Genomic DNA, 25,408 nt, shown 5'->3' with positions numbered 1-25,408 from the left:
GGCATCTGGTCTGCCGGCAGCCGGGGAAGCGTTGGAATGTGGGCGGCGGGCGCCCGTCTGGGGCGCCCGTCCGGCGAGCAATGCTAAAGCAATCGATTATAACCGTGGCGCCGGCGCTGGCCGCGCCGGGGGCGCCTTACTTCAGGCCCAGCACGTCCTGCATGTCGAACAGGCCGTTGGGCTTGTCGGCCAGGAAACGGGCCGAACGCACGGCACCGTCGGCATAGGATTGGCGGCTGGACGACTTGTGGCTGATCTCGATGCGCTCGCCGATGCCGGCAAACATCACGGTGTGGTCGCCGACGATGTCGCCGCCGCGGATGGTGGCAAAGCCGATCGAATTGGGATCTCGCTCGCCGGTATGGCCCTCGCGGGCATAGACGGCGCAGGTCTTCAGGTCGCGTCCGAGCGCATCGGCGATCACTTCACCCATCTTCAGCGCGGTGCCCGACGGGGCGTCGACCTTGAAGCGGTGGTGGGCCTCGATCACTTCGATGTCGTAGCCGGTCGACAGCAGCTTGGCCGCCACTTCCAGCAGCTTGAAGGTGGCATTCACGCCGACGCTGAAGTTGGCGGCAAAGACGATGCCGATGGACTTGGCGGCTTCGGCCAGCGCGGCCTTGCCGGCGTCGTCGAAGCCGGTAGTGCCGACCACCATCTTGACGCCCAGCTTCTTCGCCACGGCCAGGTGCGCCAGCGTGCCTTCCGGACGGGTGAAGTCGATCAGGCAATCCGCAGCGGCCAGGCCGGCTTCCAGGTCCGCCGTGATCGCCACGCCGGTGTTGCGGCCCAGGAACAGGCCCGCGTCCTGGCCCAGTGCCGGCGAGCCCGGCAGGTCGAGCGCGCCCGACAGCTTCACGCCCTCGGTGTTCAGCACTTGTTCGATCAGCATGCGGCCCATGCGGCCGGATGCGCCTGCGATGGCGATGTTCATGGTGTCTGGCTCAGCGGAATGTGCGCAATACGCGAAAAGTGAATGGGCCGGTCATGGCTGACCGGCCCGGGAACAGATGGCAAGCCGCGGATGGCGGCTCAGTTGGCCTTGGACGCTTCGGCGGGCGCGGTGGCCTGGGCGGGGGCGGGGGCCGCAGCCGGCGGCGCTTCAGCCGCGGGGGCGGCAGATGCAGCGGGCGCCTGTGCCGGCGCGGCGGCCGGCTCGGCCGCCTGCCGCGGCACGAAGTTTTCCACGGTGGTCTGCGGCTCAGCCTGGGCAGCGGCCGTGCTGCTGGTGGACACCTTGCCCGGGGTCTGGCCCTTCAGCGCCTTCTTCATGCCGTCAATTTCGGCGATCAGCTCGTATTCGGACGGCAGTTCGTCGCCACCAAACTTGACCAGGCGGTCGCCATCGAAAAAGACCGTATAGCGGCGCTGCTGCACCACCGGGGTATTGCCGCGGCGGAACGAGAACACATAGTCCCAGCGGTTGGCGTGGAACACATCGGTCAGCAGCGGCGTGCCGAGCAGGAACTTGACCTGCTCGCGCGTCATGCCTTCGCGCAGTTGCGAAGCGGCCTCGCGGGACACGAAGTTGCCCTGCACGATATTGATCCGGTACGGCGTGATGGCGTTGGCTACCTTGCGCGAGGTGGAATCGTAGGCCGAGCAGGCGCCGGCCAGCAGAGCCGCGGCCAGCAGGGAGACAACCAGCGTCGGGCGCATGGCGGACGAACGGATATAACGCATGTATCTCGCTTCCGGGAGGGAAAGGGAAAGTACGGAAAGTACCGCGGAAGACCGGCGCAGCAAGCGCTGCAAGAGCCGGCTACACCACATGCGCACGGGGCGCCTGCCGCGGCAACCACATGGGACCGACGGCAAATGCCTGAGGCGCGTTGCCCACATGGCATGCGGCACCGCGGGCGACTTTTGCTGTCAAAACCCTTATGATTCAACTATCCAGACATTGTACTCTAGGGAGTCACGCCCATGCCGAGTCCGGCGGACCTCAAGAATATCGGCCTGAAGGCGACCGTGCCCAGGCTGAAGATTCTTGAAATTTTTCAGACCAGCGAACAGCGGCACCTGAGCGCGGAAGACGTCTACCGTATCCTGCTGAACGAGCATATGGATATCGGCCTCGCAACCGTCTACCGCGTGCTCACCCAGTTCGAACAGGCAGGCCTGCTGTCGCGCAACAACTTCGAATCCGGCAAGGCCATTTTCGAACTCAACGAAGGCAAGCACCACGACCACCTGGTCTGCCTCGATTGCGGCCGCGTCGAGGAGTTCTTCGACTCCGAGATCGAGCATCGCCAGCAAAGCATTGCGCGCGAGCGCGGCTTTACCCTGCAGGAACATGCACTGTCGCTGTACGGCAACTGCACGAAGACCGACTGTCCCCACAGACCCAAACGATAAGCCGGCGCACGCACCGCGTAGCGCATCCGGCAAAACAAAAACCGGCGCCAGGCGCCGGTTTTTTTATGGGAATGCCCTGGTTCAGGGCTCGCGCAGCGCCTGCAGGTCGTCTGCAGCAACCACGCGCGACGGGCGCGACGCCGACAGGCCGACAAACTCGGCCACCACCTGGCGGAACAGGTTGCGCGCCCATACCAGCATCGGATGGGTGTTGCGGCTGCGGTGCCAGAACATGTTCAGGCCGACCGTGGTATTGAGTTCAGCCGGCAGCGGGAACGCCTTCAGGCCGTAGGTTTCGCAGGCCATGTCCTTGGTCAGCGCATTGACAGTGAAGATCATGTCGGTCTGCGCGGCCATCTCGGCCTGCGCCCGCCACGAATGCACCGTCAGCGTCGCATTGCGCTTGAGGCCGCGCTGCTGCAGCGCGTAGTCGAGCGGGATCAGCGACGGCGCCGGGCGGCCCGCGCCGCCGGAATGCGCCATGAAGATATGGCCGCAGTCCAGGTATTGCTCGAGCGTGCAGTGGTTCTTCAGCACCGGGTGGTTCTTGCGCGCGCACACCCACAGGTTCAGCGACGTCACCATTTCCTCGACGATTTCCGGATGCCGGGTCGGGAACGGGGAAAACGCCAGGTCCAGCTCATTGGCGCGCATCGAGGCCACGTCGGCTTCCCAGGAATGGGACTCGACCAGCTTGATATGCAGGTCCGGCGCCAGCTGCTTGATGCGCAGCACGAAGCGGTTGAACACCGTGTCGCCCAGCTCGGCGGCAAAGCCGATGCTCAGCGTGCCGGTGGCCACCGCGGGATCGAAATTATCGGCGTCGCCTTCGTTGATCGACGACCACAGGTCCAGCATGTCGCGGATCTTGGGGCCCAGCTCCAGCGCGCGGGGGGTGGGCGTCAGGCCGTGGGGAACGCGGATGAAGAGCGGATCATCAAAAATCTCGCGCAACCGGCCCAGCGAATGCGATACCGCCGGCGCGGTCATGTGCATCTTCTCCGCGACGTAGGTGGCGTTTCGCTTACTCAGCAGCTCGGTGAAGATCACTAAAAGCTTTGTGTCTACGTTCACCATGATCAGGCCCAGGTCAGATTTTTCTTAGCAAAGATGGCCCCACCACTTGCACTGGCTGCACATCAGAGTTCAACGGCATCTTGATAGTGTAAGAGGAAAAAACAAGCTCGGAAAGCAAATTCGGCATTTTCGGAGCGCCAAACCTTGTCACATTTCTGAAAAATGAGGTCATTTTTATGAAGTTGGTCTCATATACGCATACTTTCCGTGCCGCAGCAGAGCCTTGGGCATCGGCGTATATTGGGGGTCACCATCCCATTTTTGTCATTCTTTTCCCAGGCCGCGAACGCGTCCGCCATCATGCCTGACTCCCGCACCGACCATTACCGCCTTCCTGTCGAACTGCCCAAGGCCTACCGGCTGCTCAACCATGGCCCGACCGTGCTGGTCAGCGCGGCCGCGGGCGGCAAGCGCAACATCATGGCCGCCGCGTGGGCAATGCCGCTGGATTTCGCGCCGCCCAAGGTTGCGGTGGTGCTGGACAAGAGCACCTGGACCCGGCGCCTGCTGGAAGATAGCGGCGAATTCGTGCTGCAGGTGCCCACCGTCAGCCAGGTCGACCTGACCGAAGCGCTTGGCTCCAGCTCCGGGCTGGCCCTGCTGGAGCAGGAAGGGATCGACAAGTTCGATGCCTACGGGCTGGGCACCTTTGCCGGCACCGTCGTCGGCGCGCCGCTGCTGGAAGGCAGCGCGGCCTGGCTCGAATGCAGGCTGCTGCCGGAACCGGCAACGCAGCAGACCTATGACCTGTTCCTCGGTGAGGTGGTAGCCGCGCATGCGGATTCGCGCGTGTTCAGCAATGGGCGCTGGCATTTCGAGGGCCACGACGCGCTGCGTACGATCCACCATGTCGCCGGCGGCCACTTCCTGGTGGACGGCGCGGCGGTCGACGCGCGCCCGCTGGCGCCGCGCGAGGGCGCCTGAACGGCCATCGCGCCCAATAAAAAAACGCGCCCGAAGGCGCGTTTTTATTGGCTGCAAGGACAGCCGGATTACTTGGCCACCACGCGGGCCATTTCCAGGCACTTGTTCGAGTAGCCCCACTCGTTATCATACCAGCTCACGACCTTGATGAAGGTGCCGTCCAGCGCGATGCCGGCTTCGGCGTCGAAGATCGAGGTGCGGGCATCGCCGCGGAAGTCGGTGGCGACAACCTTGTCTTCGGTGTAGCCCAGCACGCCCTTGAGCGCGCCCTGGCTCTGGGCCTTCATCTCGGCGCAGATTTCCTCGTACGAAGCCGACTTTTCCAGCTCGACGGTCAGGTCGACCACCGACACGTCGGAGGTCGGCACGCGGAACGACATGCCGGTCAGCTTCTTGTTTAGCTGCGGGATCACCACGCCCACGGCCTTGGCGGCGCCGGTCGACGACGGGATGATGTTTTCCAGGATGCCGCGGCCGCCGCGCCAGTCCTTGTTGGACGGGCCGTCAACGGTCTTCTGGGTGGCGGTGGCAGCGTGCACGGTGGTCATCAGGCCGCGCTTGATGCCCCACTTGTCGTTCAGCACCTTGGCCACCGGTGCCAGGCAGTTGGTGGTGCAGCTCGCGTTGGAGATGATCGCTTCGCCCTTGTACGTTTCGTGGTTCACGCCGTACACGAACATCGGGGTGTCGTCCTTCGACGGGGCCGACATGATCACCTTCTTGGCGCCCGCATCGATGTGCTTCTGCGCGCCTTCCTTGGTCAGGAAGATGCCGGTCGACTCGATCACCACGTCGGCGCCGACTTCACCCCACTTCAGCTCGGCCGGATCCTTGACCGCGGTCAGGCGGATCTTCTTGCCGTTGACGACCAGGGTGTTGCCGTCGACCGACACTTCGCCGTCAAAGCGGCCGTGCACCGAGTCGTACTTCAGCATGTAGGCCAGGTAGTCGGGCTCGAGCAGGTCGTTGATGGCAACGACTTCGATGTCCTTGAAGTTGGCGGCGGCGGCGCGGAACACCATGCGCCCGATGCGGCCGAAGCCGTTGATGCCGATCTTGATGGTCATGACTGTCTCTCCTGAGGATCGATGAAAACCGGTGGGCGCCGCTGCTGCCGCGCGGCGCACCGCGCGGTTGCAGCGCCCGGATGCTTAGATAAGGGTGTCTTTCACCGTACGCACGACGTTGTCGACGGTGAAGCCGAAGTGCTTGAACAGCACGCCGGCCGGGGCCGATTCGCCGAAGGTGTCGATGCCCACTACCGCTTGGACCTGGTACTTCCACCAGAAGTCCGTCACGCCCGCCTCGACCGCCACGCGCGGCACGCCGGCCGGCAGCACGCTGGCCTTGTAGGCGGTGTCCTGCTTGTCGAACACGGTGGTCGCCGGGATCGAGACCACGCGCACATGCACGCCTTCCGCTGCCAGCGCGTCTGCCGCGCCAACCGCCAGGCCCACTTCCGAGCCGGTCGCCATGATCACGGCGTCCGGACGGCCGGTGCTGGCGTTGACGCTGTCGCGCAGCACGTAGCCGCCGCGCGCGATATTGGCGCGGGTGGCGTCGTCGCGCTGCTGGAACGGCAGGTTCTGGCGGCTGAAGATCAGGCAGCTCGGGCCATTCTCGCGGCGGATCGCCTCGGCCCAGGCCACCGCGGTCTCGGTGGTGTCGGCGGTACGCCAGACGTCCATGTTGGGGATCAGGCGCAGGCTGGCGACATGCTCGATCGACTGGTGCGTCGGGCCGTCTTCGCCCAGGCCGATCGAATCATGGGTGAACACGAACAGCGAGCGGATCTTCATCAGCGCCGCCATGCGCAGCGCATTGCGGCTGTAGTCCGAGAAGGTCAGGAAGGTCGCGCCGTAGGGGATGTAGCCGCCATGCAGCGTGATGCCGTTCATGATGGCGCTCATGCCGAACTCGCGCACGCCGTAGTTGATGTGGTTGCCCCAGGCGTCCACGCGCACGGCCTTGCTGCCCGACCAGTTGGTCAGGTTCGAGCCGGTCAGGTCGGCCGAGCCGCCGAGGAACTCGGGCAGCACCGGGCCGAAGGCTTCGATGGTGTTCTGGCTGGCCTTGCGGGTGGCGATGGTCTCGGCCTTTTCCTCGCACTTGGCGATGAAAGCCTCGACGGCGGCGTCGAACGAACCTGGCAGCTCGCCCTTCATGCGGCGGGTGAATTCGCCGGCTTCATACGGGTGGCGCTCGGCGTACGCGTCGAACAGCGCGGTCCAGGCACGCTCCAGCGCCTGGCCGTTGGCCTTGGCGTCCCAGGCGTCATAGACGTCGGCCGGCACTTCGAACGGGGCATGGGCCCAGCCCAGCGCCTCGCGCGTGGCCAGCACTTCGGCGCCGCCCAGCGGCGCGCCGTGCACGTCGTGGCCGCCTTCCTTGTTGGGCGCGCCCTTGCCGATCTTGGTGCGGCAGCAGATCAGGGTCGGCTTGTCGCTGGCCTTGGCCTGCGAGATCGCCAGGTCGACGGCGGTAACGTCATGGCCGTCGATGCCGCGGATCACGTTCCAGCCGTAGGCTTCGAAGCGCTTCGGGGTGTCGTCGTTGAACCAGTGCACGACGTCGCCGTCGATCGAGATGCCGTTGTCGTCCCACAGCGCAATCAGCTTATTAAGCTTCAGCGTGCCGGCCAGCGAACAAGCCTCGTGCGAGATGCCTTCCATCAGGCAGCCATCGCCCAGGAAGACGTAGGTGTGGTGGTTGACGATATCGAAACCGGGGCGGTTGAATTCTTCGCCCAGCAGGCGTTCGGCCAGCGCCATGCCGACCGCGTTGGTGATGCCCTGGCCGAGCGGGCCGGTGGTGGTCTCCACGCCCGGGGTGATGCCGTATTCCGGGTGGCCGGCGGTCTTGCTGTGCAGCTGGCGGAAGTTCTTCAGCTCTTCGACCGGCAGGTCATAGCCGCTCAGGTGCAGCAGCGAATAGATCAGCATCGAGCCGTGGCCGTTCGACAGCACGAAGCGGTCGCGGTCGGCCCAGTGCGGGTTGGCCGGGTTGTGCTTCAGGTGCCGGCCCCACAGCGCCACGGCGATATCCGCCATGCCCATCGGCGCACCGGGGTGGCCGGAATTGGCCTGCTGGACGGCGTCCATGGCAAGCACGCGGATGGCATCGGCCATCAGCTTGGCGGGCTGGGAAGCGAAGGGACTCGTGGCGGGATGGGCTAGGGCGGACATTCGTGCGGTCTTGGACGTGAGCTTGGACGCGGGCGGGCGTGAGCCTGTCGGCGGGAAAACCGCAATTTTAACAGAAGCTAAGGGGTTTTCCGGACTCCCGGACACCGGCAGCGGGCATGGCTCGGGGATCACCCGGGTGGCTGTGCACGTAGCGCTGCGCCGCACTTCGACAGCGCACCGCCACGCGCGTAAGATGCACACTCGCACCGCGCGGGCCGGCTCGGCAATAGACGAGTGACAGACCGCGCCGGGTTTCCCGCAGACAGGAGACGATCATGAGCAGACCGGCCAACACCCCCTGGCTCACCCCCTACCTGACCGTCGCCAACGGGCGCGCCGCACTGGACTTCTACAGCCGCGCCTTCGGCTTTGCCGCCGGCAACGTGGTCGATGAAAACGGCGTGCCGACCCATGCCGAAATGCACTACCAGGGCGACCTGGTGGTAATGTTCGCACCCGAAGGCGCCTGGGGCAGCACCGCCCGCACGCCCCGCTCGCTGGGCGTGGAATGCCCGCAAACCTTCTATGTCTACTGCGACGATGTCGACGCGATGCACCAGCGCGCGGTCGACGCCGGCGCCGTCAGCCTGATGGCCCCCGCCGACCAGTTCTGGGGCGACCGCTACTGCATGGTCGAGGACCCGGACGGGTACCGCTGGGGCTTCGGCAAGCCGCTCGATCCGAACGGGGGCAAGGCAAGCTGATGGCTCCGCGTTTCTTTGTCGGCGGCACGGACACGGTCCTGGCCGCCGAAGCCGAATTTCCGCTGCCCGAGCCGGTGGTACGCCACGCCCAGGTGCTGCGCCTGGCGCCCGGTGACGCCATCACGCTGTTCGACGGTCGCGGCGGCAGCCACGCCGCCACCCTGCTTGAACTGGGCAAGCGCCATGCGCTGGCGCGCATCGGCGCGCACGACGCGGCCGAGGCCGAGCTGCCCTTCCACGTCACGCTGGCGCAAGGGCTGGCCGGCGGCGACAAGATGGACTGGCTGATCGAGAAAGCGGTAGAACTCGGTGTCGCCGCGATCCAGCCCCTGCAGGCCAACCGCTCGGTGGTGCGCCTCGCCGGTGACCGCGCGCACAAGCGCCAGGCGCACTGGCAGGCGCTGGTGCAGGCCGCCTGCGAACAATGCGGGCGCAATCGCTTGCCGGCAGTGGCCCCGGTCGCTAACTTTGAGACGTGGCTGGCGCAGTCAGGCAGCGGCGCCGGTGCACGGCTGCTGGTATCGCCGCGGGCCGAGCAGTCGCTGCCGGCCTATATTGCCGAGCACCGCGACGCCCTGCTCGCCGATGGCGTCACGCTGCTGATCGGACCGGAAGGCGGGCTGTCGCCCGATGAAGAACAAGCGGCGCGGCAAGCCGGCTTCACCGGCGTGTCGCTCGGCCCGCGCATCCTGCGCACCGAGACCGCCGGGCTGGCCTGCCTTTCCACGCTCAACGCCTTGCTTGGCGGATTCTGACGGCGGCGGCCATCCGGCCAGCGCCAACCTTGACTGAAGGAGTCGACCATGGGACTACTCGATAGCGTGCTGGGCGGCGTGCTCGGACAACTGGGCAATGCCCGCGGCGAAGAAGGCAGCGCCGGCGGGCTCAATCCGAAGCTGATGATGGCGCTCGGCCTGCTGGCAATGCTGGCCATGCGCAACCGCAGCCAGGAAAGCGGCTCCGCAGCGCCGGTCGACGATGGGCTCGGTGGACTGGGCAGCCTTGGCGGGCTGCTAGGCGGCATGATCGGCGGCAATGCCAGCGCGCCCGGCGCCACCGGCGGGCTCGACCTTGGCTCCCTGCTCGGCGGGCTGCTTGGCGGCCAGGGTGGCGCCCCGGCCAACAGCCAGGCGCTGGGCGCTGCCGCAGGCGGCATCGGCGCGCTGCAGCAGATCCTGGCGCAGGCGGGGCTGGGCGAGCAGGTGGATTCGTGGATCGGCACCGGCGCCAACCAGCCGGTCACGCCTTCGGCGCTGAGCGACGCGCTGGGCGGGACCGGGGCGCTGGACTCGCTGGCACAGTCGACCGGGATGTCGCAGGAGGACGTGGCAGCGCAACTGAGCGAGGGCCTGCCCGAGCTGATCGACCGGCTGACGCCGCACGGGCATGTCCCTGCGCAGGAGTGAGGCCGGCACGCGCCGCGCGCATACAAGCAAAAAGCCCGCAATTGCGGGCTTTTTGCTTGTATGGAACGGTACCGGCGCTCAGGCGAACGAGTAGAACACCCGGAACTGCACCTTACGCTCGCCCCAGAACTCGGCGGCATCGCGAAACACGTCGAGCAGCACCTCGCGCCCTTCCTTGTCGAACTTCTGCGCAATCGGCAGGCCTTCCAGAACGATGACAAAGCCCGGCTGCGGGCCAGCCTTGTAGATCAGGTCGGTCAGGCAGTCCGCCAGCGCATCGAAGTTCTTGCCGAAATGCTTGGGAAAGATAAACGACGTTGCGATCGTTTCCAGAACCTCGGCCTTGCTGGCGCAATGCGCGCAGTTAGCATACAGGAAATGCTGGCCGAGATCGGCGGCCGCCTGGGCCAGCTCGGGCACGCGGAAGGCGCGGATCGACTGGACGATGTTCGGACGCACCGTCTTGAACAGGTTCATGGCCCCCTCGCTGGTGCCGTCAGCCCAGCCTGCACCGGCCGGCATGGCCACGGGCGCGTTCGCGGGCGGGAGTTTGTGCGTGAGCTCTTGGCGCTGCGGCATCGTCAGCACGTTGTCGTATAGGTTCTGGGCCTGCTGCTGGGCCCGCTGCCAGCCATCTCCGGCGCCGCGCTCTTCGCGGGCGGCAAGGGCGTCGCCCAATCCGAAAATGTCAGTCATCATTTGAGTATCCGTTTGAAGCTGTTGTAGTGGTCTTCCGTGTAGTAACAATCGTTGGCAGCGCGCTGTTCCCCGCCGCATACGATCCGCCTGGCTCCCCGGTTCCGGCTTCTGGCGCTCTTTACCGTGTACTCGCGGTAGTAGCCGCGTTCTTTTTGCGGCAGCAGGCGTTCGTAGTTGCCGAACCTGGTTCCGTCCTTGTCATACGGAAACGGGCCGCCGGCTTCGATGCGCTCCAGGGTCTGCCGTGCTTCGTTGGGCAACTGCTGCACCGCAATGGTTCCCATGCCTTCGGTCTGCGCCTGGCGCGCCAGCGCGGGCTGCGCCAGGGCCAGCACCAACGCCGCGCCGGTCATCGACCGGGCCAGCATCCGCGCTGCCTGCTGCATCAAGGGTACTTGGGAAACCACGTTGCTTGTCTAGGTTGAACCGGAAATCGAGCCTGCCGCTGTTTGGGTAGACGATCTGTCCGGGCCACCCTGGCCGGCAAACCTTGCGCGCCTTTCAATTCACGCGCCGGATGCCAACCGCACCGGGGCGCTCATGGCGAGCGCCTGTATCAAAGGCGTAAGGTTACGCGCATGCACGCAATTAATCAATCCCGGCCCCGGCGCAGCGGGATTTCTTCAATTGTTTCAATATGTTAAGCGTATGTGTGCGCATACTAACCGTCACCGCCAAGCGACAAAAAAGCCGGGTTCGCCCGGCTTTTCCGCAACCGCTGCAACGCAGCCGGCTTAACGCTTGGCAGCAGCGTCCACCACCACCAGCGAGGTCATGTTGACGATGCGGCGCACCGTCGCCGACGGCGTCAGGATATGCACCGGCGCGTTCACGCCCAGCAGGATCGGGCCGATCGCCACGTTGTTGCCCGCGGCAACCTTGAGCAGGTTGTACGAGATATTGGCTGCGTCGATGTTCGGGCACACCAGCAGGTTGGCTTCGCCCTGCAGCGTGCTGTCCGGCACCAGCCGGTCGCGCAGCTTCTGGTCGAGCGCGCTGTCGCCGTGCATTTCACCGTCGACTTCGAGTTCCGGCGCGCGCTCGCGCAGGATGGCGAGCGTATCGCGCATCTTGCGGGCCGAAGGCGCCTCGGACGTGCCGAAGTTCGAGTGCGACAGCAGGCCGACCTTGGGCTCGATACCGAAGCGCTTCAGTTCTTCGGCAGCCATCAGCGTGATCTCGGCCAGCTCCTCGGCGGTCGGGTCCACGTTGACGTGGGTGTCGACCAGGAAGATCTGGCGGCCCGGCAGCACCAGGCCGTTCATGGCCGCGTAGACCTTGCCAGTGCCGCCCAGCACCTGGTCGATGTAGCGCAGGTGCGCCGCGGTGGTGCTGACGGTACCGCAGATCATGCCGTCGGCCTCGCCCTGCTTGACCAGCATGGCGCCGATCAGCGTGGTGCGGCGGCGCAGTTCCAGCTTGGCGTACTGGGGCGTGATGCCCTGGCGCGCCATCATGCGGTAATACGCGTCGGAGTAGTCGCGGAAGCGCTCGTCGTGCTCGGGATTGACCACAGTGAAGTCGACGCCGGCGCGCAGGCGCAGGCCGAAGCGCTCGATGCGGTGCTGCAGCACGGCCGGGCGGCCGATCAGGATCGGGTTGGCCAGCTTTTCATCGACGATCACCTGCACGGCGCGCAGCACGCGCTCTTCTTCGCCCTCGGCAAAGACGATGCGCTTCTTCTCCATCTCGACCTTGCGCGCGGCGGCGTAGATCGGCTTCATCAGCGTGCCGGAGTGGTACACGAACTGCTGCAGTTGCAGGCGGTAGGCGTCCATGTCCTCGATTGGACGGGCGGCCACGCCCGACTTCATCGCGGCTTCGGCCACGGCCGGCGCCACCTTGACGATCAGGCGCGGATCGAACGGCTTCGGGATCAGGTACTCGGGGCCGAACGACAGGTCCTGGATGCCATAGGCGCTGGCAACGATGTCGCTCTGCTCCTGGCGCGCCAGCTCGGCCAGCGCGTTGGCCGCGGCGATCTCCATCTCGCGCGTGATGGTGGTGGCGCCGCAGTCCAGCGCGCCACGGAAGATGAACGGGAAGCACAGGACGTTGTTGACCTGGTTCGGGTAGTCGGTGCGGCCGGTGGCCATCACGGCGTCCGGGCGCACTTCCTTGACCAGCTCGGGCGCGATTTCCGGGTTCGGGTTGGCCAGCGCCAGCACCAGCGGCTTGTCGGCCATGCGCTGGACCATGTCCTGCTTGAGCACGCCCGCGGCGGACAGGCCCAGGAAGATGTCGGCGCCGTCGATGACCTCACCCAGCTTGCGCTTGTCGGTTTTCTGCGAGAAACGGGCCTTTTCCGGATCCATCAGCTCGGTACGGCCTTCATAGACCACGCCGGCCAGGTCGGTCACCCAGATGTTCTCGATGGGCAGGCCGATGTCGACCAGCAGGTCCAGGCAGGCCAGCGCGGCGGCGCCGGCGCCCGAGGCGACCAGCTTGACCTTGCTGATGTCCTTGCCGACCACCTTCAGGCCGTTGATCACGGCCGCGGCCACCACGATTGCGGTGCCGTGCTGGTCGTCGTGGAAGACGGGAATCTTCATCTTCTCGCGCAGCTTGCGCTCGACGTAGAAGCACTCCGGTGCCTTGATGTCTTCCAGGTTGATGCCGCCGAAGGTGGGCTCCAGCGCGGCGATGATCTGGACCAGCTTTTCCGGGTCCTTCTCGTCGATTTCGATATCGAACACGTCGATACCGGCAAACTTCTTGAACAGGCCGCCCTTGCCTTCCATCACGGGCTTGGAGGCCGCGGCGCCGATGTCGCCCAGGCCGAGCACGGCGGTGCCGTTGGTGATCACCGCGACGAGGTTGCCGCGCGCGGTATAGCGGAAGGAATTGGCCTGGTCGACCACGATCTCTTCACAGGCCGCGGCCACGCCCGGCGAGTAGGCCAGTGCCAGGTCGCGCTGGTTCGACAGCGGCTTGGTCGGGGTGACGGAAATCTTGCCGGGGGTCGGAAACTCGTGGTACTCGAGCGCCGCTTTGCGCAGCGCCTCACGCTGCTGCTGTTTCAGATCGTCTTGGGACGGGGACTGCTGAGGGCTGGTCATCGGCGCATTTTCCAATCGGTGGAGCCGTCATTGACTGGCGGGGACGATCGGCGGACCGGCTCCACGTGTCCGCCCTTCTCTTCCTTTGGAACCCAGCATTTTATATAGTGAAATACTATTTCACAATAAGCCTTTTGCTTGGGGCACCTTTGCTATTCGGTACAATATGCCCCATCCAGCGGGGCAACACCAGCAAGCGTAGCGCCGCCCGGCGCATGGCTGGTGACTCGCTGCGGTCATGGCTGTCGTGCGCGGCAGTATCTTGCTGAAACGCTGCCGGCGCCGCATCCTGATGCGCCCATCCGAGTCCTTCCGTCCCTCCGGTGCCTGCCGGCCGGGCAAACACCTGTCCACTGCCAGTTCGCCGCGATGTCCGACGCCCAGACCGCTCCCCTTTCAGAGTTCGACCTGATTCGCCGCTATTTCACGCGTCCGGTGCACAAAGCCGCACTCGGCGTGGGCGACGACTGCGCACTGATCGAAGGCCGCCCGGGCCATCACCTCGCCATCAGCACCGACATGCTGGTCAGCGGCCGCCATTTCTTTGCCGACGTGGCGCCACGCGCGCTGGGCCACAAGGCGCTGGCGGTCAACCTGTCCGACCTCGCCGCGATGGGGGCCGAGCCGCGCGCCTTCACGCTGGCGCTAGCCCTGCCCGAGGCCGACCCGGCATGGCTGGCCGAGCTGGCCGACGGCATGCTGGCCCTGGCCGACGCCCACGGCTGCGAGCTGGTCGGCGGCGACACCACGCGCGGTCCGCTGACGCTGTCGCTGACCGTGTTCGGCGATGTCCCGCACCGCGCGGCGCTGCGCCGCGACGCGGCACGCCCGGGCGACGATATCTGGATCTCCGGCACGCTTGGCGACGCGCGCCTCGCACTGGGCGACTGCCGTGGAGAATGGCTGCTGCCCGAGCCCGACTTCACCCAGGTACGCCCGCGCATGGACACGCCGACACCGCGCGTGGCACTGGGCATGGCCCTGCGCGGCGTAGCGCATGCAGCACTCGACATCTCCGACGGCCTGATCGGCGACCTTGGCCATATCCTGGCACGCTCGCAGGTGGGCGCACTGGTCGATGTCGACGCCCTGCCGCGCTCGGCGGTGCTGGCCAGCCAGCCGGAGGCGATCCAGCGTGAATGCGTCTTGGCGGGCGGGGACGACTACGAGCTGTGCTTCACCGCCCCGGCGGGCAACCGCGATGCGCTCGCCGCAATCAGCGAACGGCTGGCGTTGCCGCTGACGCGAGTCGGGGCGATCACATCGGAGCCGGGCCTGCGCCTGGTCGACCATGCCGGCAACCCCACGCGCTACACCGGCGCCAGCTTCGACCACTTCGCCTCCTCCTGACACCGGGGCACAGGCGTGTCATGATGCCGGCATCGGCGCGCCGCGCGGGAACCGGAGTCCCGCCTTTTGCAGCACTAAAAGCAGCAGTTGCCGCAGCAAGCCGGCCATAACCATAAGCAGCATCCGCATCACACGAGCCAACCTTGATGTCCACCATCCCGTCCGGGGCCGCACCCCGCGATCCCGCCATGACCCTGGAAGCCGGCCAGACCGTCAAGGTCACGCGCCCGACGGCGCGCTTCATGCTGGCGCATCCGGCCCACCTGATCGCCTTCGGCTTCGGCTCGGGCCTGTCGCCGGTCAGCCCCGGCACGGTCGGCACGCTCTACGCGTGGCTGTCGTTCGTGGTGGTGTCGCTGTGGATCGAGCCGACCACCTGGCTATGGGTGGTAGGCGGCGGCTTCCTGCTGGGCCTTTGGGCCTGCGCCAAAACCGCGCGCGACATGGGCGTGCATGACCATGGCAGCATGGTGTGGGACGAGATCATCGCGTTCTGGCTGGTGCTGGCCTTTGTCACGCCGACCGGATTCTGGGGGCAGTTCGCCGCCTTCCTGTGGTTCCGGCTGTTCGATATCGCCAAGCCCGCGCCGATTGGCTACTACGACCGCACGCTCAAGGGCCCCGGCCTGCGCGGCGGCTTCGGCGTGATGTTCGACGACATCTTCGCGGCCTTCTACACGCTGCTGGTGTTCGCGCTGTGGCGCTCGTTCTGAGTCCCGCCCCTTCCAACAAACCCCAAATCCATCATGTCAGTCAGCCGCCTGCTCGACCAGCTTGCCGTCCAGTCCGGCGTCGCCCTTGCCGATAAATCCCTGATGCTGGCCACCGCCGAGTCCTGTACCGGCGGACTGGTCGCCGCCGCCATCACCGATGTCTCGGGCTCTTCAGGCTGGTTCGAGCGCGGCTTCGTCACCTATTCCAACGAAGCCAAGTCCACTATGCTGGGCGTGCCGGCCAAGCTGATCCGCGACCACGGTGCCGTCAGCGAAGAGGTCGCGCGCGCGATGGCGGAAGGGGCGCTGCTGAACAGCCGCGCGCAGGTCTCGCTGGCGATCACCGGCGTGGCCGGCCCCAACGGCGGCACGCCGGAAAAACCGGTGGGCATGGTGTGCTTTGGCTGGAGCAACCGCATCACCACCATCGTGGAAACCCAGCGCTTTCCCGGCGACCGGGCGCAGATCCGGCGCCAGGCGGCGGAGCACGCGATGCGGGGGTTGCTGGAGTTGCTGCGCAATGAGGCCTGAGGGCTCCTGCCGTCCCAGGGTGCCCAACCGCAGCCCACACTGCAGCCCAACAAAAAACCGCGCCAGCTGGCGCGGTTTTTTTTAACCTGCCGCATGCGGCAGTCAGCCGTGGCGGTAGCGATTGATGGTCTCCCGCGTCTGCAGCGCCACGTTGCGCGCCGCCGCCGCGAAATCCTTCTCGCGGCTGGCGTACAGGATCGCGCGCGACGAGTTGATCATCATGCCGGTGCCATCCGCGGTACGCCCGGCCTTGACCGTCGCTTCGATATCGCCCCCCTGCGCGCCGATGCCGGGGATCAGCAGCGGCATGTCGCCGACGATCTGGCGCACGCGCGCGATTTCGTTGGGGAAGGTGGCGCCCACCACCAGGCCCATCTGGCCGGTGGTGTTCCAGCGCTCGCGCGCGGCCTCGGCCACCAGCTGGTACAGCGGCTTGCCCTCGACCTGCAGGAACTGCACGTCCGAGCCGCCGGGGTTGGAAGTGCGGCACAGCACGATCACCCCGCGGTCCGGGTAGGCCAGGTACGGCTGCATCGAATCGAAGCCCATGTACGGGCTGACCGTGACTGCGTCGGCGCGGTAGCGCTCGAATGCTTCCAGCGCATAGTGCTCGGCGGTCGAGCCGATATCGCCGCGCTTGGCGTCCAGGATCACCGGGATGCCGGGGTGGGCGTCGTGGATGTAGTGGATCAGCTGCTCGAGCTGGTCTTCGGCGCGCTGCGAATGGAAATACGCGATCTGCGGCTTGAAGGCGCAAACCAGGTCGGCGGTGGCATCGACGATCTCGCGGCAGAACGAGAAGATGGCGCCGCCCGTGCCGGTCAGCGACAGCGGCAGCTTCTGCGGATCAGGGTCGAGCCCGACGCACAGAAGGGAATCGTTGCGCTGCCAGGCGGCAGCAAGCTGCTCGGTGAAAGTCATGGGATGCTCGAAATTTCCTGGTGGCGCCGGCGCCTCATGGGACATCCAAGTCCCAGGCCGGCACGGTTGGCCGCAGCGGCGTGAAAACCTTTCATCCCTGCAGCATATGTCGTTTCCGGCAATTTTACCCGCTGCGTGCTATCGTTTTGCGCTTCCTCTCAAAACAAAGAGCGGCATCGCGCACAGCCGCCATCCTGCAGTCATGTCTCTCGATCGCCGCGGTATTTTCCTGCTTGTCGTGCTGACCCTCGCCTGGGGCATCAACTGGCCCATCATGAAGGTCGGGGTTGCGCATTTTCCGCCGATGGGCTTCCGCCTGCTGTGCATGGCCGGCGGCGTGGTCGCGCTGGGCCTGGCGCTGCGCCTGCGCGGCGATTCGCTGGCGGTGCCGCGGCGCGAATGGGGCACGGTGTTCCGCCTTGCCCTGCCCAACATGGTGGTGTGGCACCTGTTCGCCATCTGCGCGGTCAAGATGCTGTCGTCGGGACGTGCCGCCATCCTCGGCTACACCATGCCGATCTGGGCCGTGGTGTGGGGCCTGGTCTTCTTCCGCGAACGCATCGGCGGCTGGGCCTGGATTGGCATCGGCTGCGCGCTGGCGGGCACGGTGCTGCTGCTGTCGGGCGAAATCAGCGCGCTGACCGGCAGCCCTGCCGGCACGCTGCTGATGCTGCTGGCCGCGGCTGGCTGGGGCTTCGGCACCCAGTTGATGAAGCGCACCCAGACTGACGTGCCGATCGGCGCCATGACCTTCTGGATGCTGCTGGCAACCGTGCCCTTCCTGCTCGCCGGCACGCTGCTGCTGGAGCACGGGTGGCGCATGCCGACCGCCGTCGAATGGGGTGCGATCGCCTACAACGCGGTGGTGGTCTTCGCCTTCTGCCACCTGGTCTGGTTCGGGCTGGCGCGCAGCCTGCCGCCGGTGGTGTCGAGCCTGTCGATCATGTTCATCCCGGTGGTCGGCGTCTTCTCGGGCATGTGGCTGCTGGGCGAGCAGCCGCACTGGCAGGACTACGCCGCCATCGTGCTGATGTTCATGGCCCTGTCCTCGGTGATGCTGGCGCCGCTGTTGTGGCGCCGGCTGCGCGGTGCCATGGGCTGAGCCCGCCTGGGGGGCGGAGCACAACGGCCACGCCGCCTGCCGCGCCGACTTCGCGGAGATTTCACTTAACAAGCGCCCCTTCGTTGGGCTACACTCGCGGCCATCACAATCCCGGAGAAATTACGTGGGCAGTAGCATCGGGTGTTCGAGTTGGCGCAGTCATGCGGCCACTGCGAATGCCATGTCACTGCGGGCTGCGTAACGACGACCTGCCCGGAGCACCCGGCTCCGCGCTTCGTCGGCCTTGCCCGCAGTCAGAACTGCGGGCGAGTGTCTTTCCGTGCCACCGGCGGCGCCTCCATGCGCGCCCTGCCGTGGCGGATCTTCCCTCTCCCGGCTAGCCAGCCAACCCAGGCAAACGCCATCGCCTTGTCCGCCCTGCTCTCGCGCAGCCGCGGGACAGCGCGATCACGCTTGCCCGTGGCCCGGCCTTTCGCGGCTTGCCGCTGGGCCATGACGGGGCATGACGCAATACCTGGGATGCGGCGAGCCGCCTGCGCTTGTCTTCGCGCTTGTCATTGTTTTTCGTCGCAAATCAGCAATAAGGAATCCCGGGGATGATCAACCTGTTCGTCCTGCAGAAAGGCCGGCTTGCCCAGGAGCAAGTCGACGAGCGCAATGAGCTGCTGCAGCACAAGCCGATCTGGATCGATGTCGTCAACCCTGACGACGAAGAGCTGAACTGGATCAAGGAAGCCTACGGCGTCGCCCTTCCCGAGCTGGAAGACTTGGGCGACCTGGAGGCGTCGGCGCGCTATTTCGAGGGCGAGGACGAAAATATCCATATCCGCACCGACTTCCTGCTCGCCGAGGAAGAGGTCTCGCGCAACGTGCGCGTGGCCTTCGTGCTGACCAAGGACGTCCTGTTCTCCATCCACGACGAAGACCTGCCGGTGTTCCGGCTGGTGCGGCTGCGCGCGCGCATGCGACCGGGCTCGGTGCGCAACGCCAAGGATGTGCTGATGGACCTGTACGCGACCGATGCGGAATACTCGGCCGACTCGATCGAAGAAGTCTACGAGCGCCTGGAAGAAGCCAGCCGCCGCGTGCTGGCCGAGAACGTGACCGATGCCGCCGCGGCCGACGTGCTGGAAACCATCGCCCGCGAGGAAGACCTGAACGGCCGCATCCGCCGCAACGTGATGGACACGCGCCGTGCGGTGTCCTTCCTGATGCGCAGCCAGCTGCTGTCGGCCGAGCAGCAGGACGAAGCGCGCCAGATCCTGCGCGACATCGACTCGATCGAGAACCACACCGCGTTCCTGTTCGACAAGATCAACTTCCTGATGGATGCGACCGTCGGTTTCATCAACATCAACCAGAACAAGATCATCAAACTGTTCTCGGTGGTGTCGGTGGCATTGATGCCGCCCACGCTGATCGCGAGTATCTACGGCATGAACTTCAAGGTGATGCCGGAACTGGACTGGGCCGCGGGCTATCCGTGGGCGATCGCGCTGATGGCGGTGTCGGCGGCGATCCCGCTGGTGTATTTCCGCCGCAAGGGGTGGCTGAGCTGAGTCCCGGAGGCCCGCCGGGCCTCAGTCCGGCAGCGTCGCCGCGCCCATCCGGCGCGCGATGATCCCCGCCTTGGCGCGGAAATTCACCCGCACGTTGGCGCAGTACTCCTTCTTGTCGAAGCACTTGGGCGCCGGCAGCGCCGCCGCCAGCCGCGCGGACTGGCCGATGCTGAGCTTGTCGGCATTGGTGCGGAAGTAGTGCTGTGCCGCGGCCTGCGCGCCGAACACGCCCTCGCCCCACTCCACCGAGTTCAGGTAGATCTCGTAGATGCGCTGCTTGTCCAGCCAGAACTCCAGCATCCACGTGATCGCCAGCTCCTGCCCCTTGCGCAGGTAATGCTGCTCGGACGACAGGAACAGGTTTTTGGCCAGCTGCTGCGTGATGGTCGACGCGCCGCGCACGATGCGGCCGCGCTTCTTGTTGCGCTCCCAGGCATCGAGCATGGCGTCGAGTTCGTAGCCGGGATGGTTGACGAAGCCCGCATCCTCGCTGGCGATCACCGCGCGCTTGAGGTTGCGCGAGATGCGCTCGTATGGCACCCAGTCGCGTTCCAGCCCGCAGCTCCAAAAGTTGAAGCCGCACAGCCGCCAGCGCTCGGCTCGCATGAAGGTCGTGCTCGACGGATTGACGTACTGCCAGCTGGCAATCTGCACGAAGAAATACAGCTGCATCGCCAGCACGCCCGCGACCACGCAGCCCAGCAGGTAGCCGAGCCAGCGCAGCGGATTGAGCGCCGAGCCGGCGGAAGCAGCGCCGCGGGCAGCGCCGGCCGTGCGGTTGCGGATGGCCACGGCTGGCGGCGCCCCGCTCAGCCCTTGCGTTCGGCCTGCAGCGCTTCGCGCAGCTCGGCCAGCACGGGAGCGGTGCGGGGACGCACGCCGCGCCAGATATAGAAGGCCTCGGCGGCCTGCTCGACCAGCATGCCCAGGCCGTCGCTGGTGCGCGCGCCGCAGCGCGCGGCGAACTGCAGGAACACGGTCGGCTCGGCACCGTACATCATGTCGTAGGCCAGCACGCCTTCGCCCAGCAGGAACTCGGGCAGCGGCGGCACTTCGCCATGCAGGCTGCTCGACGAGGCGTTGATCACGATGTCGCAGGCCTCGTCCTCGGACAGGCCTTCGAGCGCATCGAGGCCGCCGCCCCACAGCTCCACGCCGAACTGGTCGGCCGCTTCGACGAATTCTTCAAGCATGTCGGACGCGCGCGACGCGGTGCGATTGGCCACCACGATGCGCGACGGACGCGCCTCGATCAGCGGCAGCATCGCACCCATGGCCGCGCCGCCCGCGCCAAGCAGCAGCACGCGCTTGCCTTCGACCAGCGTGTCGAGGTTGTCCTGGATATCGCGCACCAGGCCCACGCCATCGGTGTTGTCGCCGTGGATCAGGCCATCCTCGATCCACAGCGTATTGACCGCGCCGGCGGCTTCGGCACGCTCGGTCAGGCGGTCGGCCAGGTCATAGGCCTCCAGCTTGAACGGCACCGTCACGTTGCAGCCGTAACCGCCGTCGGCGAAGAACTTGCGCACGGTATCGGCAAACCCGTCCAGCGGCGCTTCCAGCCGGTCATACTGCACCGCTTCGCCGGTCTGGCGCGCAAAGGCGGCGTGGATCGCCGGCGAACGGCTGTGCGCGATCGGATTGCCGATCACCACATACTGGTCCGGCGTGTTCTGGGTGCTGTCGGGCGTAGTGTCTGGAGTTGTCATCAGCGTGCCTGCAGCCGGGTTTCCAGCCCGCTGCGCGAAAACTTGAAGGTGGAAATGACTTCCAGGATGTCCTGGCGTGCCGCCATTTCCGCGGTGAAGGCGCCGAACGGCGCGGCCGCGCGCACGATCGCCACGGCCTGTCGGTCCAGCGCGGGATCGCCCGAGCTCTTGACCACGTCGATGGCGTCGATGTTGTAGCCGTCGCGGTTGTAGCCGAGCTTGCCGAGCCGGTTCACGTTGATCACCAGGATCAGCTGGCCGTACAGCGGCTTGCCATTGCGCTGCGGGAAATCGGTGGTGCCGCGCGCCTCAATCTTGCGGCGCAGCCGGTCGTAGTACTGCGCGTAGTCGACCGCCTGCGCGCTGGTCGCGGTCAGCTGGAAGCGCTTGGGCCGCTTGGCATAGTGGTCCAGGTTGCGGCCGATCTCGGCTTCGAGCTTGGCCATCTCGTCGGCCGAGGTGCGCTCGTCCTGGCCGCGCCGGGGATTGTCCTGGCGCTTCTCGCCGGGCTTGAGCGGCTGGCTGTGCACCGCGGGCGCGGCCTCGCGCGCCTGTGTCAGCAGGCGTTGCTGCTCCATTTCGAGCTGCTCGACGCGGCGCTGCACCTGGCGCACAAGGTCGCCTTCCTGCGTCACGGTCTGCGCGGGCAGCGGCGTGGTGGCGCGCTGCAGGTCGTGGTCGCCGCCGCCGTCGAGGTTGGCTTGCGCCAGCGCGGTCGGGTTGCGCGGCTTCTGCGCCGACTTGGCGTTGACCAGCACCACGTCAAGCGGCGAGTCGGTGCGCTTGATCTCGAACACCTCGGGCGCGGCGACGCGCACCATCAGCAGCAGCGCATGCACAACCAGGGAAATGGCCAGCGCCTTGGCCAGCGTACTGCTGTTGTGCCACCTGGCGTGCCACCAGTGGCGGGGAGCGGCGAATGCGGCGTTCACGATGGCGGGAATTTGGCTCGGAAGGTGCGAGGCGACTGGTTGACGAGCATTCCCGGCCAGCCGGGAATGCCGCTAGGCATTGTAAGTGAGCCCCGCCGATTTCCGAAGGCTTCAGCCCGCGGCGGTGCCGCCGGTGTCGCGCTCAGCCGACGGCTCCGCCGGCACGTTGCCACCGGCTTCTGCGGGGGCTTCTGCGGCAGCCTCTTCCGAGGCCCCCGCGGCCTGCTCGGCAGCGTCTTCCGCAGCAGCCTCGGCAGCGGCTTCGGCTGACATTTCAGCGGCTTCCTCGTCGCTTTCCAGCTCTTCTTCAGGCAACACACCCTCGCCGGCAAAGATTTCCAGCACGCGGCACGAGACTTCCAGCGTGATCTCGTCGGTCTCGCCGATCTCCAGCAGCACCTGGGTGCCGCGCTGCGCCTGGACCAGCTCGGGCACGCGCGTGACCAGCGGGATCTCGGTAAAGCGCACCGCGCCTTCCTTGAGCACTGCGGCGACCAGGCGCTCGCGGTTCTCCTGCTTGAGCCAGCGCAGGCACCAGTAGCGCTCCATGGTCGACTGGTGGTCGGCATAGGCGGCATAAGTGCCTTCGAAGTCGGCCACGGCAGCCAGCAGGTCGGCGTCCTTGGGCTTGAACGGCGCCACCAGCTTGGCGGTCACGCCGTGCTGCGCCACCGCCAGGATCTGCCACTGGTTGACCAGGTCGACGTAGCGGCGCAGCGGCGAGGTGCTCCACGCGTACTGCTGCACGCCCAGGCCTTCGTGCGGCGCCGGGTAGGTCTGCATGCGGGTGCGGTGCATGCCCCACGCCTTCTGCGTGCGGTAGATGCCCGGTACGCCGTTGTCCGCCAGCAGCTTGCCCCACGTGCTGTTGGCCAGGATCATCAGCTCGGCCACGATCTTGTCCAAGGGCGAGCCACGCTTGCGCTGCTCGATGCGCACGCGCTGGCTGCCGTCGTCCTGGTCGTCGAGGTAGAAGTTGAAGTCGGCGCGGTTGTGTGTCTCGGGGCGCAGGCCGCTGGCCAGGCGCGCCTTCTGGCGCTCATCGTACAGGTAGCCGGCGAAGTGCCACAGCTGGGTCAGCGCCTCGCGGAACGGGTAGTCGCCGGTGCCGTCGGCGAGCGAGGCCTCGGTGATGACATCGTCCAGCAGGTTGTGGCGCAGGTTGGCGGAGATCGGCACCATCTCGGCGCGGGTCTCGCTGCCGGTGATCAGCCAGACCGTCGGGTCCACCGTCACATACAACGACAGGGCCGGACAAACCCGGCCTTCCTGCAGCGTGTAGCGCTCGACCACCGGGTCGGGCAGCATGGTGATCTTGTCGCCCGGGAAGTACACCGTAGACAGGCGCTGGCGCGCGATCACGTCGAGCGCCTCGCCTCGGCGGATACCCAGCGCGGGCGCGGCGATATGGATGCCGATGCGCAGCTTGCCATCGGGCAGCTTCGTCACCGACAGCGCATCGTCGATCTCCGTGGTGGTGACGTCGTCGATCGAGAACGCCTCGACCTCGGCCAGTGGCAGGTCGGCGGGCGGCTCGGGCACGTCGGTATCGGGGAAGCCGGTGCCCTTCGGAAAGCACTCGGCGAGGAACTTGGCCTCGTGCAGCGCACGTGCGCTGGCGACGCCGCCGACGGCCACCATCAGCCGCATCGGCGTCATGCCGAGCGCGGTGCAGGCCGCGTCCATGGCCTTGTATTCCAGGCTGTTCTTGTCCGGCTTGAACAGCAGTTGCAGCACCTTGTTGCGGAACGATTCCGGCAGCGTCAGCGCCTTGAGCTGTTCTTCATATTCGGCCTGGACCAGCGCCTGCTGGCGCTTGCGCTCGAGCGCGGCCAGCGCGGCCTTGAGCTGGTCCTCGGGCGCGCGCTGGTAGCGGCCACGCCCCTTGCGGCGGAAGTACACCGGGTTGCCGTGCAGCGCCATCGCAAGCGCCGCCTGCTGCACCGCGCCAGGCTCGGCGCCGTAATACTCGGCGGCCAGCTCGGCAAAGCCGAACTCGGCCTCGGGGGCGCATTCCCACAGGAAGTCCAGGTCGATCTCGGCCACCATGTCGCCGGTCTGGCGGACCAGCTCGATCGCCGACGGCTGCGCAAACTGCAGCAGCACGTCGCGCGACTTGACCTTGGTGCGCTTGCCGGCCGGCAGCTCCACCTGGTAAGCCTCGCCCTGCTGGTTCAGCACGGTGCCGGCGCGGATCTCGCCGCCTTCTTCGAACAGCAACTGCATCGATCGGTACTTTCAGAAATGCGCGGATCCGCTTCGGGGCGCCACGGAGCGGGCGCAGCGGTGGATCCTGTGGGAGAAATGGTGCAAACGGCCCCGGCCGGCGGCGCGCTGCACGCCGCGCCGTGGCCACGAGGGCCAGGCCGCAGACCCGGAATGATACCGCACCGGCGCTGCGGCCCCGGGCGTGCGCCCCGGGGCGGTGCGCGCCGCGGGACGCCGGGGACCGGGCCCGAAATAACCGGAAGGGTCAGAGCGACATGCCGCCGCTGGCTTCGATCGCCACGCCGTTGACATAGCTGGCGTCGTCGCTGGCCAGGAAGGCGTAGATGCTGGCGATCTCGGCCGGCTCGGCCAGCCGGCGCAGCCAGCACGACGACTTCATGCCGTCGAGCACCTTGTCGGGCACGGTCTGCAGGATCTCGGTATTGACGAAGCCGGGGCAAACGGCGTTGACGCGCACGCCCTTGGGACCCAGCTCGCGCGCCCAGGTCTTGGTGAAGCCGATCACGCCGAACTTGCTGGCGGCATAGTTGGTCTGGCCGAAGTTGCCATACAGGCCGACCACGCTGGAAGCGTTCAGGATCACGCCCTTGCCCTGCTCGGTCATGATCGTGGCGACAGCCTGGGCGCAGTTGAAGACGCCCTTCAGGTTGACGTCGATCACGGCATCGAACTGCGCCTCGGTCATCTTGGCCAGGCGCGCGTCCTTGGTGATGCCGGCGTTGTTGACCAGGATGTCGATGCGGCCGTGCGCGGCCAGCACCGCAGCCACCATGGCATCGACGTCTTCGCGGCGGGTCACGTCGACCCGGTAGGCGGAGACGCTGGCGCCGGCGCCGGCAAGCTTGCCGGCGGCTTCGCGCACGCGCGCTTCATTGACGTCGCACAGCACGACGACGGCGCCTTCGGCGGCGAAGCGCTGCGCGGTGGCAAAGCCGATGCCAGCGGCGGCACCGGTGATGATGGCAACCCGACCCTGCAGTTTCATCTTG

The 25,408-nt window shown here is 66.6% G+C and carries 24 protein-coding genes; 10 read left to right on the top strand and 14 right to left on the bottom strand.

Annotated elements, in window-relative coordinates; genetic code table 11:
• Positions 1-136: 136 nt before the first annotated feature.
• Positions 137-934, bottom strand: a complete 798-nt coding sequence (gene dapB, locus IPF36_RS26180) for a 4-hydroxy-tetrahydrodipicolinate reductase (protein WP_135705912.1) — start codon at positions 932-934, stop codon at positions 137-139.
• Between the two features lie 98 nt (positions 935-1,032).
• The gene (locus IPF36_RS26175; RefSeq protein ID WP_195431276.1) at positions 1,033-1,683 is read right to left on the bottom strand and encodes an outer membrane protein assembly factor BamE; all 651 of its coding nucleotides are present in this window, start codon (positions 1,681-1,683) and stop codon (positions 1,033-1,035) included.
• A 243-nt stretch (positions 1,684-1,926) separates the two neighbouring features.
• Here IPF36_RS26175 and fur point away from each other — a divergent pair, with 243 nt between their 5' ends.
• Entirely contained in the window at positions 1,927-2,358 is a 432-nt protein-coding gene (gene fur, locus IPF36_RS26170; RefSeq protein ID WP_010813212.1) for a ferric iron uptake transcriptional regulator, read from the top strand.
• Between the two features lie 81 nt (positions 2,359-2,439).
• Here the strand turns inward: fur and IPF36_RS26165 are convergent, their stop codons facing one another.
• Positions 2,440-3,435, bottom strand: coding sequence for a LysR family transcriptional regulator (locus tag IPF36_RS26165; protein WP_133092312.1), 996 nt, complete (start codon positions 3,433-3,435; stop codon positions 2,440-2,442).
• A 300-nt stretch (positions 3,436-3,735) separates the two neighbouring features.
• Between IPF36_RS26165 and IPF36_RS26160 the strand changes: the two genes are divergently transcribed.
• Positions 3,736-4,359, top strand: coding sequence for a flavin reductase family protein (locus tag IPF36_RS26160; RefSeq protein ID WP_195431274.1), 624 nt, complete (start codon positions 3,736-3,738; stop codon positions 4,357-4,359).
• A gap of 68 nt (positions 4,360-4,427) precedes the next feature.
• Here IPF36_RS26160 and gap read toward each other — a convergent pair whose 3' ends face one another.
• Complete coding sequence (gap, locus tag IPF36_RS26155; protein WP_011298986.1) at positions 4,428-5,426, bottom strand: type I glyceraldehyde-3-phosphate dehydrogenase; 999 nt, start codon at positions 5,424-5,426, stop codon at positions 4,428-4,430.
• Between the two features lie 84 nt (positions 5,427-5,510).
• Positions 5,511-7,544 (bottom strand): transketolase, encoded by a 2,034-nt coding sequence (gene tkt / locus IPF36_RS26150; protein ID WP_195431272.1) that lies wholly within the window; start codon positions 7,542-7,544, stop codon positions 5,511-5,513.
• 275 nt (positions 7,545-7,819) lie between these two features.
• On the opposite strand from tkt, the gene IPF36_RS26145 reads away from it, so the two are divergent.
• The 3 genes from IPF36_RS26145 to IPF36_RS26135 are packed head-to-tail and all read left to right on the top strand — an operon-like array spanning position 7,820 to position 9,654.
• The gene (locus tag IPF36_RS26145) at positions 7,820-8,248 is read left to right on the top strand and encodes a glyoxalase/bleomycin resistance/extradiol dioxygenase family protein (protein WP_133092314.1); all 429 of its coding nucleotides are present in this window, start codon (positions 7,820-7,822) and stop codon (positions 8,246-8,248) included.
• Positions 8,248-9,003: a 16S rRNA (uracil(1498)-N(3))-methyltransferase gene (locus IPF36_RS26140; protein WP_195431269.1), complete on the top strand. Its 756-nt coding sequence runs from the start codon at positions 8,248-8,250 to the stop codon at positions 9,001-9,003. The genes IPF36_RS26145 and IPF36_RS26140 overlap by 1 nt, the downstream gene beginning before the upstream one ends.
• A 48-nt stretch (positions 9,004-9,051) precedes the next feature.
• Entirely contained in the window at positions 9,052-9,654 is a 603-nt protein-coding gene (locus IPF36_RS26135; RefSeq protein WP_133092316.1) for a YidB family protein, read from the top strand.
• 78 nt (positions 9,655-9,732) lie between these two features.
• Here the strand turns inward: IPF36_RS26135 and IPF36_RS26130 are convergent, their stop codons facing one another.
• The 3 genes from IPF36_RS26130 to IPF36_RS26120 form a co-directional block, all read right to left on the bottom strand.
• A complete protein-coding gene (locus IPF36_RS26130; protein ID WP_029047850.1) occupies positions 9,733-10,353 on the bottom strand; it encodes a barstar family protein in 621 nt (206 codons plus the stop codon).
• Positions 10,350-10,721, bottom strand: coding sequence for a ribonuclease domain-containing protein (locus tag IPF36_RS26125; RefSeq protein WP_133092385.1), 372 nt, complete (start codon positions 10,719-10,721; stop codon positions 10,350-10,352). The genes IPF36_RS26130 and IPF36_RS26125 overlap by 4 nt, the downstream gene beginning before the upstream one ends.
• A gap of 366 nt (positions 10,722-11,087) precedes the next feature.
• Entirely contained in the window at positions 11,088-13,412 is a 2,325-nt protein-coding gene (locus tag IPF36_RS26120; RefSeq protein ID WP_195431267.1) for an NADP-dependent malic enzyme, read from the bottom strand.
• Between the two features lie 369 nt (positions 13,413-13,781).
• Here IPF36_RS26120 and thiL point away from each other — a divergent pair, with 369 nt between their 5' ends.
• From thiL to IPF36_RS26105, 3 genes are all read left to right on the top strand, one after another.
• Positions 13,782-14,762 carry a thiamine-phosphate kinase gene (thiL, locus tag IPF36_RS26115; RefSeq protein ID WP_133092318.1) on the top strand — a complete coding sequence of 327 codons (981 nt, stop codon included), beginning with the start codon at positions 13,782-13,784 and terminating at the stop codon, positions 14,760-14,762.
• Positions 14,763-14,908: 146 nt separating this feature from the next.
• Complete coding sequence (locus IPF36_RS26110; RefSeq protein ID WP_133092319.1) at positions 14,909-15,475, top strand: phosphatidylglycerophosphatase A; 567 nt, start codon at positions 14,909-14,911, stop codon at positions 15,473-15,475.
• Between the two features lie 33 nt (positions 15,476-15,508).
• Positions 15,509-16,006, top strand: coding sequence for a CinA family protein (locus tag IPF36_RS26105; RefSeq protein ID WP_133092320.1), 498 nt, complete (start codon positions 15,509-15,511; stop codon positions 16,004-16,006).
• 102 nt (positions 16,007-16,108) lie between these two features.
• On the opposite strand, the gene pyrF is transcribed toward IPF36_RS26105, so the two are convergent.
• Positions 16,109-16,927, bottom strand: coding sequence for an orotidine-5'-phosphate decarboxylase (pyrF, locus tag IPF36_RS26100; protein ID WP_133092321.1), 819 nt, complete (start codon positions 16,925-16,927; stop codon positions 16,109-16,111).
• Positions 16,928-17,129: 202 nt separating this feature from the next.
• Between pyrF and IPF36_RS26095 the strand changes: the two genes are divergently transcribed.
• Both IPF36_RS26095 and corA read left to right on the top strand, forming a co-directional pair.
• Positions 17,130-18,029, top strand: coding sequence for a DMT family transporter (locus IPF36_RS26095; RefSeq protein WP_135705916.1), 900 nt, complete (start codon positions 17,130-17,132; stop codon positions 18,027-18,029).
• A 557-nt stretch (positions 18,030-18,586) separates the two neighbouring features.
• Positions 18,587-19,549, top strand: a complete 963-nt coding sequence (corA, locus tag IPF36_RS26090; protein ID WP_133092323.1) for a magnesium/cobalt transporter CorA — start codon at positions 18,587-18,589, stop codon at positions 19,547-19,549.
• A gap of 21 nt (positions 19,550-19,570) precedes the next feature.
• Here the strand turns inward: corA and mtgA are convergent, their stop codons facing one another.
• From mtgA to fabG, 5 genes are all read right to left on the bottom strand, one after another.
• Positions 19,571-20,272: a monofunctional biosynthetic peptidoglycan transglycosylase gene (gene mtgA / locus IPF36_RS26085; RefSeq protein ID WP_133092386.1), complete on the bottom strand. Its 702-nt coding sequence runs from the start codon at positions 20,270-20,272 to the stop codon at positions 19,571-19,573.
• Between the two features lie 86 nt (positions 20,273-20,358).
• Positions 20,359-21,258, bottom strand: a complete 900-nt coding sequence (gene aroE, locus IPF36_RS26080; protein ID WP_133092324.1) for a shikimate dehydrogenase — start codon at positions 21,256-21,258, stop codon at positions 20,359-20,361.
• Positions 21,258-22,190, bottom strand: a complete 933-nt coding sequence (locus IPF36_RS26075; RefSeq protein ID WP_195431265.1) for an energy transducer TonB — start codon at positions 22,188-22,190, stop codon at positions 21,258-21,260. Before IPF36_RS26075 ends, aroE begins: the two co-directional genes overlap by 1 nt.
• 111 nt (positions 22,191-22,301) lie before the next feature.
• Positions 22,302-24,416: a ribonuclease catalytic domain-containing protein gene (locus tag IPF36_RS26070; RefSeq protein WP_135705918.1), complete on the bottom strand. Its 2,115-nt coding sequence runs from the start codon at positions 24,414-24,416 to the stop codon at positions 22,302-22,304.
• Positions 24,417-24,663: 247 nt separating this feature from the next.
• Positions 24,664-25,404: a 3-oxoacyl-ACP reductase FabG gene (fabG, locus tag IPF36_RS26065; protein ID WP_133092327.1), complete on the bottom strand. Its 741-nt coding sequence runs from the start codon at positions 25,402-25,404 to the stop codon at positions 24,664-24,666.
• Positions 25,405-25,408: the final 4 nt, after the last annotated feature.

This window comes from Cupriavidus sp. IK-TO18, assembly GCF_015549295.1.
GTDB classification, from domain to species: Bacteria; Pseudomonadota; Gammaproteobacteria; order Burkholderiales; family Burkholderiaceae; genus Cupriavidus; species Cupriavidus oxalaticus_A.
The sequence above is the reverse complement of the archived record's forward strand: the minus strand, read 5'-3'. Positions and strand labels throughout refer to the sequence as shown.